Here is a 14,670-nt window from a genome sequence, read left to right as displayed (position 1 = left end):
CGCATGACAGCGACCCTGACGGACGAGAAGTACGACGCGGTCACCGAGGCTCTCAAGGACGTGATGGATCCTGAGCTCGGGATCAACGTCGTCGACCTCGGACTCATCTACGACCTCGCCTGGGATGACGAGAACGACGCTCTCGTCATCCACATGACGCTGACCAGCGCGGGCTGCCCGCTCACGGACGTCCTCGAAGACCAGACGGCGCAGGCCCTCGACAACGTCGTGGACCGCTTCCGCATCAACTGGGTGTGGATGCCGCCGTGGGGGCCTGAGCGGATCACGGACGACGGGCGCGACATGATGCGTGCGCTCGGTTTCGCGATCTGAGCGTTCCGGTCACCTGACCACCAGACGAAGCGGGCGTGCCGGGCACGCCCGCTTCGACGTCTCCGCATCGGCGCGGAGAGAATCGGAGGACGAATGCTGTCGGTGAAGGCCCTGTCGCTGTCGGAGCTGCGCGAGCGGACCAGCGAGAAGTGGCGGGAGTATCCCGAAGACGTGCTGCCCCTCTTCGTCGCGGAGATGGACTTCCCGCTCGCCCCGGCGATCATCGCCGCACTGCAGCGGGCGCTGGATCTCGGGGACACCGGGTACATCGCCTCGCGGACGCCGCTGGCGGAGGCGTACGCGGGTTTCGCGGAGCGCCGCTTCGGCTGGCGCCCCGACCCGGCGCGGATGCGCAGCACGGCGGACGTGAGCATGGGCATCGTCGAGATCCTCCGTCGCGTCACGCAGCCGGGGGAGCGCGTCGTCGTCACGCCGCCGGTCTACCCGCCCTTCTATGACCTCGTCGCCGAGGCCGGTGCCGAGGTGCAGCGTGTCCCGCTGCGCGACACGGGGACCGGCTGGGAGCTCGACCTCGACGGGATCCGCGCCGCCTTCGAGGACGGCGCGACGGCCATGCTCCTCTGCAACCCGCACAACCCGACCGGCACCGTGCACGATCGGGAGACGCTGTCCGCGCTGGCCGAACTGGCCGAGGAGTACGGCGCGACGATCGTCTCCGACGAGATCCATGCGCCGCTCACCCAGCCGGGCACGGGCTTCACGCCGTTCCTCGCCGCGAGTGACGCGGCGGCGCGGGTGGGCTATGCCGTCGTCAGCGCGAGCAAGGCGTTCAACCTCGCGGGGCTGAAGTGCGCGCTCATGGTCACCGCCGCAGAAGAGACGTCCGCGGTCGTGCGCGACCTGCCCGTCGAGGTGGAGTGGCGGACGGGGCAGTTCGGTCTGCTCGCCGCCGTCGCCGCGTTCTCGGAGGAGAGCGACGCGTGGCTCGACGGCCTCCTGCGCACGCTCGACGAGAACCGCGTCCTGCTCGAGGACCTGCTCGCCCGTCACCTCCCCGCCGCCCGCTATCGCCTTCCGGACGCGGGATACCTCGCGTGGATCGACCTCTCCGCCCTCGGCTGGGGAGACAACCCCGCCCGGAAGATCCTCCGTGAGGCGAAGGTGGCGCTGCACTTCGGCCCGGCCTTCGGCGACGAGGGGGCCGGGCACGTGCGACTCAACTTCGGCACGAGCCCCGAGATCCTCATCGAGGCGATCGAGCGCATCGCCGCGCTCGTCGAGCGATGACGGCGGCGGAGCCGACGGCAACGATCTGGGACCGCAGCCGCGTCTGGGTGACTCTGGGCGCTGTCGCCCTGATCTTCCTCGCCGCGATCGAGGCCCTGGCGGTGACCACGGTCATGCCGATCGTCAGCGATGCCCTGAACGGCCAATCGCTGTATGCCGTCGCCTTCGCCGGTACGCTCGCGACCAGCGTGATCGGGATGGTCGCGGCGGGGTCCTGGTCGGACGCGCGTGGTCCGCGCGGCGCGCTGTACGCCGCCGTCACCCTCTTCATCCTGGGGCTGCTGATCTCCGGGTTCGCGACGACGATGCCCCAGTTCCTGATCGGACGACTGGTGCAGGGGCTGGGCGCGGGTGGGCAGACGGTGGCCCTGTACGTCGTGGTCGCGCGGCTGTATCCGCCGCATCTGCACGGCCGGGTGTTCGCGGCGTTCGCGGCCGCCTGGGTGGTGCCGTCGATGATCGGGCCCTTCCTCGCCGGAGCGGTGGCGGAGTACCTCGATTGGCGCTGGGCGTTCCTCGGCGTGGCGGTCCTGACCGCGATCGCCTTCTCGATGATCGCGATCCGACTGCGGGGTGTCGATCTCGGCCGCGGGGAGCCGCAAGACCGCCGTGCGCTGGTGACCCGTCTGCTGCTGGCCGTCGTCGTGGCGGTGCTCGCGGTGGTGATCGGGCTGTCCGCCGAGCTCGATCCGGCGATCGGGTGGCCGGTGGCACTGGGGGCTGTGCTCGCGATCGGCGTCGTCGTGCTGCCGCTCCTGCCACGACGGACCCTCCGAGCCGGCGCCGGGCTCCCCAGCGTCGTGCTCATGCGCGGTGTGGCGGCCGGGGCGTTCTTCGCCGCCGAGGCCTACATCCCGTACCTGCTGATGCGGAAGTTCGACTTCTCCGCGACCTGGGCGGGAGTCGCCTTGATGCTCGCGGCCTTCGCCTGGGCCGGGGCGTCGGCTGCGCAGGGTCGCTACGGTGAGCGGCTCGGCAATCACCGCATCACGGCGCTCAGCCTCGGCGCACTGCTCGTGGCGATGCTCTGCGTCCTGGCCGCAGCGGCGTTCGATGCCTCCCCGGTCTTCGTGATCGTCGGGTGGGCGTTCGCCGGGGGCGGCATGGGGCTGCTGTATCCGCGGCTCACCGTGCTGACGCTGGCCTACTCGGACGAGACGAACCAGGGATTCAACTCCTCGGCGCTGTCGATCTCGGATGCCACGGGTTCGGCGGTCGCCATCGCACTGGCGGGCCTCGCCGTCGCCACCCTCGGCGGCGGCGCGGACGCGTTCGCCGTCGTGTTCGTCCTCGGTGTCGGGCTGGTGCTGCTCGCGGTGATCCCCGGGCTCAGGCTCGGGCACGCCGCGGAGTCATCGGTGCGCTGAGCTCGCCGGCCAGGGCGAGGACGCCGAGGTCGAACACCCGGTCCAGGCCCGCGGTGACGTCGACCTCGCCGGAGGCCGGGAGTGCGCCATGGCTGTCGGCGTGCATCCGCTGCTGGACGAGGGTGGCATGGCCGAGCACGAAGTGCAGGATCGCCGCCCCGCGATCCTCGGCGTGAGTGGCGCCCTCGGCGTGGAGGGCGGCGACCAGGGCGTCGCGGGCATGCGCGGAGCCGAGCTGGAGCGCGTACGTGCTGAGGACGAGCTCGGCGCCGTCCCGGTAGGCGAAGAGGGCGTCGCGGAGCGCGCGGGCGGTCGCGAGGACGCCCTCCGCTCCGTCTGGGACGGTCGCCGTGATCCGATCGGCGAGGTCGGCGAGGAGCTCCTGCTTGTTCGCGACGTGCCAGTATAGAGCGCTCGGCTGCACGTCGAGCCGGGCCGCGATCCGGCGCATGGAGAGATCGGCCAGCCCCACCTCGTCGAGAAGGGCGAGGGCGGTCCGTGCGACGCTCTCCCGATCGTGACGGGCGGGATTCGTCTCGGGACTCATGCCCCCACTATAGTGAACGGCGTTCAGGTGAACGGTGTTCAGGAGGATGCATGCGCTGGCGGGAGCGGGACGCGACGACGATCGCGGAGCCGGGGACGCTGCGTCTCGACGGCGTGGGCGTGACCGTCGACGACCGCGTGCTCCTCGACGACGTGACGCTGGAGCTGACCGCACCGCGCATCGCCGTGATCGGAGCGAACGGCTCGGGGAAGTCGACGTTCGCCCGGCTGCTGAACGGCCTCATGACGCCGACCACGGGAACGGTCACCGTCCACGGCCTCGACGCGCTCCGGGAGCGGACCGCCGTGCGCCGTCGGGTGGGCTTCGTCTTCACCGATCCGGATGCCCAGATCCTGATGCCGACCCCGGCCGAGGATCTGGCGCTGTCGCTCCGAGGGCGGCCCCGTGACGAGATCGCCGCCCGCGTGCAGGAGACCCTGGAGCGGCACGGTCTCGGTGCCCACGCCGACATCCCGGCGTCGTCGCTCTCGGGAGGACAGAAGCAGATGCTGGCCCTCGCCGCGGTGCTCCTCGCCGAGCCGGCGCTGATCGTGGCGGACGAGCCGACGACACTCCTCGACCTGCGCAACGCGCGGCGGATCGGAGACCTCCTTCTGTCGCAGGAGGCGCAGGTGCTGATCGTCACCCACGATCTCGAGCTCGCGGCCCGCTGCGACACCGCCGTCCTGTTCGACGGCGGGTGCGTCGTCGATCAGGGAGAGCCCGAGGCGGTCATCGCACGCTACCGGCGGCTGTGCGCATGATCCTGCCGTCTCCGGTCGGTGCGGGACTGCTGCATCGGGTGCCGGCCGGTCCGAAGCTCGCCGGGCTCGCCGTCGCGGCGCTCGCGTTGACGCTGTTCCCGCACGGGCCGCTCAGCGTCGCGGTCTGCCTCACGGCCGTGCTCGCGCTCTACCCGATCGCGGGGGTGCCGCTCTCCGCCGCGGTGACGGAGCTGTGGCGGCTGCGTGCGGTCCTGCTCGTGCTCGCGATCGCCCTCGCCGTCTTCGTGTCTCCCATCGCCGCCTGGGTGAGCACCGGGCGGGTCGCCGTGCTGCTGCTGCTCGCCGCCCTCCTCACCCTGACCACGCGCATGTCCGATCTCTTGGCCGTGCTGCAGCGCCTCCTGCGTCCGCTGCGGCGCGTCGGGGTCGATCCGGAGGCGGTGTCGATGGCGGTATCGCTCACGCTGACCATGGTTCCCGTCGTGGCCGGACTCGCGCAGCGGGTACGGGACGCGGAGCGCGCACGAGGAGTCCGCCTGGGCGTGCGCGGCGTGGTGCCGCTGCTCGTGCTGACGCTGCGCCACGCGGATCAGGTCGGCGATGCCCTCGCCGCCCGCGGGGTCGGCTGAAGGTCAGGCCAGGACGGCGGTGCCGGGGACGGCACTGCCGGGGTGTCCCGCCAGCCGCAGCGCCGCGACCAGCAGCAGGACGGCGAGCGCCGCGGTGGCGACCGTCGTGCCGAGCACCAGGAGGAGCACCACTCCGCCGAGACCCAGCACCGTTGCCAGCGCCAGGCGGCGGTGCGACGCCGTCGCCTCCGGCGAGGGGTGATTCTCGAACCGATCGACGCGGATCGCGACCATCGCGGTGAGGACGACAGCCGTCAGGAGCCACAGTGGGCGGGCGGCCCACCACTCCGCGCTGTCGAGGGCGGGAAGGGTCACGCCGCCGACGAGGGCGGCGAGGGCCGTTGCTCCGGCCATCGACAGCAGCACCGGCATGTGCCAGAGGTAGATCGTCATCGTCCGCCGGGTGACGAAGGCGGTGAACGCGGCCACCGGACGGCGAAGACTGAGGCGCCCGATGTGCGCCCGGTACAGGGAGAACAGGATCGTGTGGATCAGCCCGACCAGCAGCAGGGCGCACGTGGGCGGGTTGATGTTGGCGATGAGGTCGGGGGAGTACGCGCCGATGAGGAACAGGACGACGAGCACCCCGAGGGCGCCGATGCCGATCGCGGCGCGGGTGCGGCGACGAAGGGCGTCCACGCGGCCGTCGGCGAGGAGGAACCCGAGCTGCTGCATCGTCAACCACACGAAGGCGAGGTTGAGGAACCCCACGGCGTCGTTCCCGGTCACGGCCCGCAGGACATCGACCGCCACGGCCGCGGTGGCGAGGACGGTGATCGTGCGCAGGGGCGCGCGCTCGTGCAGGGCGACGAACGCGGGGAGCAGCGCCTGACACAGCAGGAAGACCCCGAGGAACCACAGGGGCTGTCCGTATCGGAAGCCCGCGACGGCGATGAGATCCGGTGCGACGCCGAGGACGGTGAGCACCGCGAGCGCGGCCCCGACCGCGCCGACCGTGAACAGGGCCGGGCGCAGGAGCCGGTGCACCCGACCGGCCACGAAGGCGGTCGCGCTCCCGCCGCGGGCGCGGAGGCGGCGGTACGCGAGGAGCCCCGAGAACCCTCCGATCACGAAGAAGAGCGGCATCACCTGCAGCAGCCAGCTCAGCGGCGCGATCCAGCTCGTGCCGTCGCTCGCGTTCTCGAACACCGGTCCGGTCTCCGACATGGTGACCCCGACCATGACCGCGTGCAGCAGGACGACGCCGAGCACGCACAGCGCGCGCACCAAGTCGATTCCGGTGTCGCGGTGGCCGGTGGCGGCGGATACGGCGGGGGCGGGGGTGCTGAGGCGTGGAGCCGCGGCGATGACCATGAGTCCTCCTGGGAACGGTGTCCTCGGAGGCTATGGAGGCGGTGGGGGACGGGACATCACTCCGTGGTGCCGTCCTGACCCTACGCAGGGGTGACTCAGGCGGAGGGCTCGACCAGACCGGTGTCGTACGCGAGGATGACGGCGTGCACACGGTCGCGGAGACCGAGCTTCGCGAGCACCTTGCCGACATGGGTCTTCACGGTCTGCTCGGCGATGAACAGGTCGCCGGCGATCTCGGTGTTCGACCGGCCCTTGCCGATGAGGACGAGGACCTCCCGCTCCCGGTCGGTGAGCTCGGCGAGGGCGGTCGCCGACCGCCGCGAGGCCGGCCGCCGTCCGGCGAACTGCTCGATCATGCGCCGGGTCACGCTGGGGGCGAGGAGCGCATCGCCGCCCGCCACCACGCGCACGGCGTGCACGAGCTCCTCCGGCAGAGCGTCTTTGAGGAGAAACCCGCTGGCCCCAGCGGCGAGGGCGTCGTAGACGTAGTCGTCGATGTCGAAGGTGGTGAGCATGAGGATCCGCGGCACGTGCGCGGCAGGGTACGACGGACCGAGGATGCGGCGGGTGGCCTCGATGCCGTCGAGCTCCGGCATGCGGACGTCCATGAGGATGACGTCGGGATCGAGCCGCGCGGCGAGCGTCACGGCCTCCGCGCCGTCGGCCGCCTGGCCCGCCACGCGGATCCCCTCGTGCGCGTCCAGTAGGGCGGCGAAACCGGCGCGGACCATCGCCTGGTCGTCGGCGATGAGCACGCTGATCGTCACGGGTTCTCCTTGTCTTCCGCCGAGGCGGTCGGGGTGGGCGGTACGGCCGTTGCAGACAGCGGCAGGGTGGCCTCGACGGTCCAGCCGCCGTCGTCGGACGGCCCGGCGGCGAGACTCCCGCCGAGCAGCTCGGCGCGCTCACGCATTCCCCGGAGGCCGTAGCCGCCGGAGGGGCTCTCGGTCGGCTGCGGCGGTGCGGCGTTGCGCACACGGATGTGCAAGGCATCGGCGTCGGCATGGAGCCGGACGGTGACGCGGGCACCGGGCGCGTGGCGGACGGCGTTGCTCAGCGCCTCCTGCACGATGCGGAAGGCGGCGATCTGCACGCCGGGTCCCGCTGCGGAGGCCGCTTCCATCCCCTCCAGCACGAGGCCGACCTCCACCCCTGCCCGGCGGATCGTGTCGACGAGGGCCGGGACGTCGTCCAGTCCCTGCTGCGGTGCGAGCTCGGCGTGCTGGTCCTCGGTGCGGAGCACTCCCAGCATGCGCCGCATCTCGGTGAGCGACGTGCGCGCGGTGGCGGCGATGTCGTCGAACTCGGCGGCGGCCTCGGCGTCGAGGTCCGCGATCCGGTAGCGCGCGGTCGACGCCTGCACCTGGATCACCGACATGCTGTGCGCCACGACGTCGTGCAGCTCCCTGGCGATCCGGGTGCGCTCCTCCACGAGAGCGCGCCGGGATTCCTCCAGCGCGCTGTGCTCCTTCTCCCTCGTGAGCTCCGCCGCGACACGCACACGACCGGCGACGAGGACGGCGATGAGCAGCATCGCGGCAGCGACCGAGGTCGTCACGATGAGATTGGCGGTGGCGCTGCCGGAGCTCGCCGGCGTCGCGACCATGTCCGGGCGCAGCAGCGGCGCCGTCAGCGAGGTCAGTGCGCCGATCACGAGGGTGAGGCCTCCGAGGCGGGCTCCCTGCACGAAGGACATCACGCCCACGAGGAGGACGAAGGACAGGAGGGCCGGTACCGACCAAGGCCAGGGGGAGTGGATCGCGCGCGCCGGCTCGACGAGGAGCGGCAGCAGGAAGGCGCCGGCGGCGAAGACGACGATCGCCGTCCGCGGCCGGGAGGGGACGAGGAGGGGAGCGCCGCACACGGCGGCGCCGAGCAGGAAGGGCAGGGGCAGCGGCGTGCCGGAGAGCACCGTCTGAAGGGAGACGAGGAGCGCGTACAGCACGACGACCGTCGCAGTCAGCGCCACGAGGGCGCCGGTGCGACGGCTGATCCGTGGCGGGCGCGGGGTGCGCTCTCGGCGGCGTGCCATGCGTCTCATCCTGCCAGGTGCGCGACCGGCGTACGGCGTCGGCGGAGCGCCGCGATCCGGTCGATGACGACGCCGACGATCAGGGCGATGACGACGCCGATGGCGGCGCTGAGGAGGGGCTGGTCGTGCAGCCACGCGCCCGCGAGCAGCCCGATCGCGAGACTGAACACGCTCCAGCTCACACCGGCGATGAGGCTCAGCGGGAGGAACCGTCGCCACGGGAATCCGAGCGCTCCGGCGGACATGTTCACCGCGACGCGTCCGATCGGGATGTAGCGGGCGCCCAGGATCAGCGTGGCGCTGCGACGGTCCAGCGCACGCTGCGCGTAGGCGAAGGCGGCGGCGACGCGGGGGCGCCGCATCCAGGCGAACCGCGTCGTGCCCAGTCGGCGCCCGATGAGGAACGCGATGTTGTCGCCGATCGCGGCGCCCAGGGCGGCGACGGCACCCAGCAGCACGATGTCGCCGTCGCCGGTGGACGCGGCGACGGCCGCCGCGGCGACGAGGACCGTCTCGCTCGGGACCGGCGGGAAGAACCCGTCGATCACGGTCACCGCGAACAGCACGGCGTACAGCCAGGGGGAGGCGATCGCCTGCAGGATGAGGTCGTTGAGGATGTCCACTCCGGCACCGTAAGCAGGGGGTGGGGAGAGGAGCATCACTCCGGGGTATCGCCTCGGTCACCCTGGAGAGGGATATCCGTGCCGGGCGTCGCCACAGGCAGGGCGGCATATACTGGTTGGCTGGCCGCTCGGCCATCACCTCCTCCCGAACGAACGGACGTCCGCTGTGCTTGCCGTGCACGACCTCGAGATCCGCGTTGGCGCGCGCCTGCTGATGGAGAACGTCTCGTTCCGTGTGTCCGATGGCGACAAGATCGGCCTCGTCGGACGCAACGGTGCGGGCAAGACGACGCTCACCAAGGTGCTCGCCGGCGACGTGCTGCCCTCGGGTGGCACCGTCACCCGTTCCGGCGAGCTCGGCTACCTGCCGCAGGATCCCCGTTCGGGCAATCCGGAAGACCTCGCCCGTACCCGGATCCTCGACGCCCGCGGCCTCGGCCAGCTCAACCTCGGCATGACGGAGGCCTCGCTCGCGATGGGGTCCGACGACCCCGCGGTCGCTGCCAAGGCGATGAAGCGCTACGCCGCGCTCACCGAGAAGTTCGAGGCGCAGGGCGGCTACGCGGCCGAGGCGGAGGCGGCCTCGATCGCGCACAACCTCTCGCTGCCGGACCGCATCCTCGACCAGCCGCTGTCGACCCTCTCCGGAGGCCAGCGCCGGCGCATCGAGCTCGCCCGCATCCTCTTCTCCGACGCGCAGACGATGATCCTCGACGAGCCCACCAACCACCTCGACGCGGACAGCGTGGTGTGGCTGCGCGAGTTCCTCAAGAACTACAAGGGCGGGCTGATCGTCATCAGCCACGATGTCGAGCTCGTGGGCGAGACCGTCAACCGGGTGTTCTACCTCGACGCCAACCGCCAGGTCATCGACATCTACAACATGAACTGGAAGAACTATCTGCGGCAGCGCGCTGCGGACGAGGAGCGTCGCAAGAAGGAGCGGGCCAACGCCGAGAAGAAGGCGACGACGCTGCAGCAGCAGGCGGCGCGCTTCGGGGCGAAGGCGTCGAAGGCGGCAGCAGCGCACCAGATGCTCGCGCGTGCCGAGAAGCTCCTCTCCGGGCTGGAGGACGTGCGTCAGGAGGACCGCGTCGCGAAGCTGCGGTTCCCGAAACCCGCCCCCTGCGGCAAGACCCCGCTCATGGCCTCCGGGCTGTCGAAGTCGTACGGCTCGCTGGAGATCTTCACCGACGTCGACCTCGCGATCGACCGCGGTTCCAAGGTCGTCGTGCTCGGTCTCAACGGTGCGGGCAAGACGACGCTGCTGCGCATGCTCGCGGGGGTCGACCAGCCGGACACCGGCCAGCTCGAGCCCGGACACGGCCTCAAGGTCGGGTACTACGCGCAGGAGCACGAGAACCTCGACGTCAGCCGCTCGGTCCTGGAGAACATGGTGTCGGCCGCTCCGCACATCACGGAGACGGAGGCCCGCAAGGTCCTCGGCTCCTTCCTGTTCACCGGCGACGACGTCCTCAAGCCGGCGGGTGTGCTGTCCGGTGGCGAGAAGACCCGGCTGTCGCTGGCGACGCTCGTCGTGTCGTCCGCGAACCTCCTCCTGCTCGATGAGCCCACGAACAACCTCGATCCGGCCTCGCGCGAGGAGATCCTCGGGGCGCTGGCCCACTACGAGGGTGCGGTGGTGCTCGTGTCGCACGACCCCGGCGCGGTGCAGTCGCTGAACCCCGAGCGGGTCCTCATCCTGCCCGACGGCGTCGAGGACATCTGGAGCCAGGAGTACCAGGACCTCATCGAGCTCGCGTAGCGGGTCGTGGCATAGTCGGAGGATGGCGGCGCACCCGATCCTTCCTCCCTCGGAACTCGCGACGTGGTTGCGCGCGCAGCCCACCCTCACCGGGACGGCTCCGCCGTTGCACCTCGACGACCTTCCGGACGATCCGGTGCTGCTCTTCCGGGAGTGGCTCCGCGAGGCGGCGGCGGCCGGCGTCCCCGAACCGCACGCGGCGACGCTGGCGACGGTGGACGCCGACGGCATCCCTGACGCGCGCACGCTGATCCTCAAGGACGTCGACGCGCGCGGCTGGGCGTTCGCCGGGGCCCGGTCCTCCCGGAAGGCCGCGCAGCTCGGTGCGCGTCCGGCGGCGGCGCTGAACCTCTGGTGGCAGCCGCAGCGGCGCGCGGTCCGAGTCCGAGGAACCGTGGAGGAGGCGTCGGCGACCGAGAGCGACGCCGACCTCGCGGCCCGCTCCGAGAGCGCACGCGGGGGTTTGCAACCGGGGGACTGGGTGCTGTGGCGGGTGGTTCCGACGCGGGTCGAGTTCTGGCAGGGGGCGTCCGACCGGAACCACACCCGGATCGTCTACCGTCGTGTCGACGGCCGCTGGCAGCTCGCGGCCCCCGCCCCCGTTTCCGCCCCCGCCCCTTCCTCCGCCGCCGTCCCCGGCTCCCTGGTGCGTTGACGCCCCCTTTCCCCACGCGGGCGGCCCGTTTCCGATCCCGCACGGTCGTCCCGCGCGGGATCAAAAACGGGCGTCCCGGCGCTGCCGCACGCCCGTTTCTGATCCCGCAACCGCGGCGCACGCGGATGCGGGATGGAAAACGGTCACGGGAGCTCGAGGTGAGGGGACTTTTTGAGCTCGGCAGGGCGGGCGGAGGGGAGGGAGGGGAGGGTGAGACCCGGGGTGAGAGGGGGTGGAACGGAGAGTGGCGGGGTGGCACACTGTAGCGATCTGCTCGCCGGAGGGGGACGACCACATGCGCAGGGCACGACGTCGGACTCTCGTCGCTGCGCTCGCGCTGGTCCTCGGAGTCGCCGGAGCGGTGGCCACCGCGGCTCCGGCTCTCGCGGCCGCCCCCGTCGGCGGACCGACGACGCCGGGCATCTGGGGGTATCACACCGTCACGTTCGAGTCTCTCGGCAGCACCGTCGCACAGGTCGCCGTCGCCGACGGAGGGCTGGCGCCGCGGCAGCCCGCCCCGACGTCCGCGGAGGGACCGTTCGACGGCTGGGTCACGGGACCCGCCGGTGCCGAGGAGCCCTTCCGGTTCGAGAGCACGGTCATCACGACGGACCTCGTCGTCCGAGCCACCTTCGCGGACACGCGGGTCGTGCAGTTCCTCGCCGGTCCTGCGGGAGAGGATGCGGAACGCATCATCGACGCCGATGAAGTGCGGGACGGCGAGCCCTTGGGCGAGATCGCTCCCGATGTCGCCGAGGTGCCGGACGGAAAGGTCTTCACGGGGGAGTGGTACCGCGAGGACGACCCGACCCGGAGCCCGTACGACTTCGCGACCCCGGTCACCGAGAACTTCCGGCTGGTGCCGATCCTCGTCTCCGGTTTCGCGGTGTCCTTCGTGACGGACGGTACCGCGGTGACCCCGGAGTTCGTCGTCGAGCCCGACACGGCCTTCACCGCGGCGGATCTCGCGGCTGTCCCACCCCCGACCCGCACGGGCTACACGTTCACGCAGTGGTGGGCGGATGCCGCGCGATCGCAGCCCGTCGACCTCCCGCTGACGGACACCACCACGCTCTACGCGGGGTGGCAGGGGCAGGACGTCGAGTACCACGTGAGCTATTGGCTGGAGAAGCCGAACGTCGTTCCCGAGTCCTACCCGTCCCCGGTGTTCACCGCGGCGGGCGCCGCACCCCCGGCGTGGACCGACGACGACGGGAGGCTCAGCGACGCCCAGTTGGCGGATCCGGCGAACTTCCTCTTCCTCGATGACATCGCCTCCTCGGCGACCGCGGGTTCCACCGTCGGGGGCCCGACCGCGAAGGACGACCTCCCGACGCTCATCAAGGAGCTCGTGCGCGCGCAGCTCGACCCCGCCGTCGTGCAGTCCGATCCGCTCACCTTCGCCGACCTGGCGGTGAGTCAACAGGACGTCACGGTGCAGGGCGACGGGTCGACGGTGGTGAACGTCTATCTGACGCGGGCGCTGTGGCGCACGGACTTCCGGCTCATCGCCCCGGGGAGCACGGCCAATGTGCCCGCCGCGTGCGCCGCCGCGGGCACCTACGACATCACCATGGATGTCGGCGGCACCACCTACTTCGCCTCAACCGTGTCCGGTGGCGCGCAGCTGCTCGGCACGTTCTCGGTGCGCGAGAAGATCGGTTTCGACATGCAGGCCGCGGGCGTGGCACCGGTGCCGTTGTCGCAGACCGACGGGTCCGGGATGATCACCGTCTACGACGCCGGGACGGAGAATCAGAGCTGCGTCCTCCGCGGTTGGGGACCCCAGCAGTTCACGCCGCTGATCTTCACCGCGGTCTACACCGGTGCGGGTGCGGATGTCGGGTCCGTCGATCTCGCCGGACGCACCACGACCATGACCGGCAAGATGGCGGCCGCGTCCACGCAGAACCTCACCCAGCGGTTCGAGTACGCCGAGGCTCTCGACCAGGGCCAGTCGGCGCCGGACGTCGTCCTCGGGCCGGACGGCACTCCGAACGACCCGCTGCGGGTGGAGACGCTCTACGCCAACAACAAGACCGCCGTGCGCGCCGCCGTCCCCGCCGGTCACCAGGTCTTCCAGCAGTACCGGAGCGCCTGGTACTGGGCGTCGACCGGCGATCGGCAGGTGGCGAGCGTCATCGACGGCTTCACGTCGTACGTCGGGTACGGCACCGGAACGAACGCCCAGGGCAACTACTTCCAGCTCGACCAGCCGTCCGGACGGCTCTATCAGCTCAACAACAGCGGGAACGTCAACGACAGATACCGGTACCAGTTCTACAGCCGCAACACGTATGCGCTCAGCTTCGTGACGGGTGGCGGCACAGCGATCCCCGCCGTCACGGGCATCCCCTTCGAGACCTCGCTCGAGGCGTCGGCGCCTGCCGACCCCACCCGGGGTCGCGATGTCTTCCTCGGCTGGTACACCGACTCCCAGTTCAACGTGCCGTTCACGTTCGACGGAGCGACGATGCCGGCCAGCAACCTGGTGCTCTACGCGCGGTGGCTGACGGATCCGCACACGGTCCGGTTCTACGACCATCCCTCCAGCCCGGAGCCCATCGACGAGCTGACGCAGACGGTCGAGGACCAGGGGATGGCGACCACTCCGGATCCGTTGCCCCCGCAACCGGACGGCCAGACGTTCCTCGGCTGGTACCAGCGGACGACAGCCGGCTTCTTCGTGCCGTATGACTTCGACACGCCGGTCGGCGCCGACCTCGAGCTCTACGCCCGGTGGCAGCAGCCGGAGGCCGCTCCCTTCACCCTCCACTACGACGGGGACGGCAACACCGGCGGCACCGTGCCGACGGATCCGCTCGGCTACGACGCCGGATCGAGCGCGATCGCCGTGGACGGAGCGGGACTGACCCGGGGTGACGAGGTCTTCGTCGGCTGGCGCATCGCGACGATCGCGGCGGCGCGCATCATCACGAGCCCCGTGGCGGCTGACGGACTCTTCCAGGCGGGACACACGGTGCGCTTCGCAGGACGAGACATCACGCTCACCGCCGTGTACTCCGATCCGTCTCCCTCGTTCGCCGTGACCTTCCAGGAGAACGGCGGGGCTGACGGCACCGTCACCTGGGATGGGCCTCCGGAGGCGTCCATCACGTATCCCGGAGCATTCGACCTGCTCTTCCGAGGTCCCGGGACCACGTTCCTCGGGTGGTCGGCGTCCGCGGACGCGACGGTCGCCGATCCCGCGTTCGACCGGCTCAGCATCTCGACGCTCACCGCCGACCTCGTCCTCTACGCCGTCTGGGAGGACGCCCCCGTGCCGCCGACGCCCACTCCGCCCTCGAACGGCTCCGGAACGGACCCTGGCGCCGCACCGGTGGGGACCCGTGGGGCACGTTGCTGCTCGGGACCCTCCTGTTCGCCACGGGGCTCGTGGCGATGACGGCACGGCGCCGACGGGGTCGGGGC

Annotated in this window: 13 protein-coding genes; 8 read left to right on the top strand and 5 right to left on the bottom strand. The window is 71.3% G+C overall.

Annotated features, from left to right (window positions below; all coding sequences use genetic code 11):
• Positions 1-3: 3 nt before the first annotated feature.
• The 3 genes from BLU02_RS02725 (at position 4) to BLU02_RS02715 (ending at position 2,948) form a co-directional block, all read left to right on the top strand.
• Positions 4-333, top strand: a complete 330-nt coding sequence (locus BLU02_RS02725; protein WP_017202280.1) for a metal-sulfur cluster assembly factor — start codon at positions 4-6, stop codon at positions 331-333.
• A gap of 93 nt (positions 334-426) precedes the next feature.
• Complete coding sequence (locus BLU02_RS02720; protein ID WP_060921897.1) at positions 427-1,581, top strand: MalY/PatB family protein; 1,155 nt, start codon at positions 427-429, stop codon at positions 1,579-1,581.
• Positions 1,578-2,948: an MFS transporter gene (locus BLU02_RS02715; RefSeq protein WP_060921896.1), complete on the top strand. Its 1,371-nt coding sequence runs from the start codon at positions 1,578-1,580 to the stop codon at positions 2,946-2,948. The genes BLU02_RS02720 and BLU02_RS02715 overlap by 4 nt, the downstream gene beginning before the upstream one ends.
• On the opposite strand, the gene BLU02_RS02710 is transcribed toward BLU02_RS02715, so the two are convergent.
• Complete coding sequence (locus BLU02_RS02710; RefSeq protein ID WP_060921895.1) at positions 2,911-3,495, bottom strand: TetR family transcriptional regulator; 585 nt, start codon at positions 3,493-3,495, stop codon at positions 2,911-2,913. The genes BLU02_RS02715 and BLU02_RS02710 overlap by 38 nt on opposite strands.
• Before the next feature lie 50 nt (positions 3,496-3,545).
• Between BLU02_RS02710 and BLU02_RS02705 the strand changes: the two genes are divergently transcribed.
• Both BLU02_RS02705 and BLU02_RS02700 read left to right on the top strand, forming a co-directional pair.
• Entirely contained in the window at positions 3,546-4,259 is a 714-nt protein-coding gene (locus tag BLU02_RS02705; RefSeq protein WP_060921894.1) for an energy-coupling factor ABC transporter ATP-binding protein, read from the top strand.
• A complete protein-coding gene (locus tag BLU02_RS02700; RefSeq protein WP_060921893.1) occupies positions 4,256-4,849 on the top strand; it encodes a CbiQ family ECF transporter T component in 594 nt (197 codons plus the stop codon). Before BLU02_RS02705 ends, BLU02_RS02700 begins: the two co-directional genes overlap by 4 nt.
• Before the next feature lie 3 nt (positions 4,850-4,852).
• Here BLU02_RS02700 and BLU02_RS02695 read toward each other — a convergent pair whose 3' ends face one another.
• From BLU02_RS02695 to BLU02_RS02680, 4 genes are all read right to left on the bottom strand, one after another.
• A complete protein-coding gene (locus tag BLU02_RS02695; RefSeq protein WP_060921892.1) occupies positions 4,853-6,163 on the bottom strand; it encodes an acyltransferase family protein in 1,311 nt (436 codons plus the stop codon).
• A gap of 95 nt (positions 6,164-6,258) precedes the next feature.
• Positions 6,259-6,930, bottom strand: a complete 672-nt coding sequence (locus BLU02_RS02690) for a response regulator (RefSeq protein ID WP_060921891.1) — start codon at positions 6,928-6,930, stop codon at positions 6,259-6,261.
• Positions 6,927-8,195, bottom strand: coding sequence for a sensor histidine kinase (locus BLU02_RS02685; RefSeq protein WP_060921890.1), 1,269 nt, complete (start codon positions 8,193-8,195; stop codon positions 6,927-6,929). The genes BLU02_RS02690 and BLU02_RS02685 overlap by 4 nt, the downstream gene beginning before the upstream one ends.
• A 5-nt stretch (positions 8,196-8,200) precedes the next feature.
• Positions 8,201-8,818, bottom strand: a complete 618-nt coding sequence (locus tag BLU02_RS02680; protein WP_060921889.1) for a DedA family protein — start codon at positions 8,816-8,818, stop codon at positions 8,201-8,203.
• A gap of 166 nt (positions 8,819-8,984) precedes the next feature.
• Here BLU02_RS02680 and BLU02_RS02675 point away from each other — a divergent pair, with 166 nt between their 5' ends.
• From BLU02_RS02675 to BLU02_RS02665, 3 genes are all read left to right on the top strand, one after another.
• Positions 8,985-10,583 (top strand): ABC-F family ATP-binding cassette domain-containing protein, encoded by a 1,599-nt coding sequence (locus BLU02_RS02675; RefSeq protein ID WP_060921888.1) that lies wholly within the window; start codon positions 8,985-8,987, stop codon positions 10,581-10,583.
• Positions 10,584-10,605: 22 nt separating this feature from the next.
• Positions 10,606-11,238, top strand: coding sequence for a pyridoxine/pyridoxamine 5'-phosphate oxidase (locus BLU02_RS02670; protein WP_083370871.1), 633 nt, complete (start codon positions 10,606-10,608; stop codon positions 11,236-11,238).
• A gap of 295 nt (positions 11,239-11,533) precedes the next feature.
• Positions 11,534-14,644: an InlB B-repeat-containing protein gene (locus tag BLU02_RS02665; protein ID WP_060921852.1), complete on the top strand. Its 3,111-nt coding sequence runs from the start codon at positions 11,534-11,536 to the stop codon at positions 14,642-14,644.
• Positions 14,645-14,670: the final 26 nt, after the last annotated feature.

The sequence above is a fragment of the Microbacterium paraoxydans genome, assembly GCF_900105335.1.
Lineage (GTDB): Bacteria > Actinomycetota > Actinomycetes > Actinomycetales > Microbacteriaceae > Microbacterium > Microbacterium paraoxydans.
Note: the sequence above shows the minus strand (reverse complement) of the source record. Positions and strands in the feature narration are given on the sequence as shown.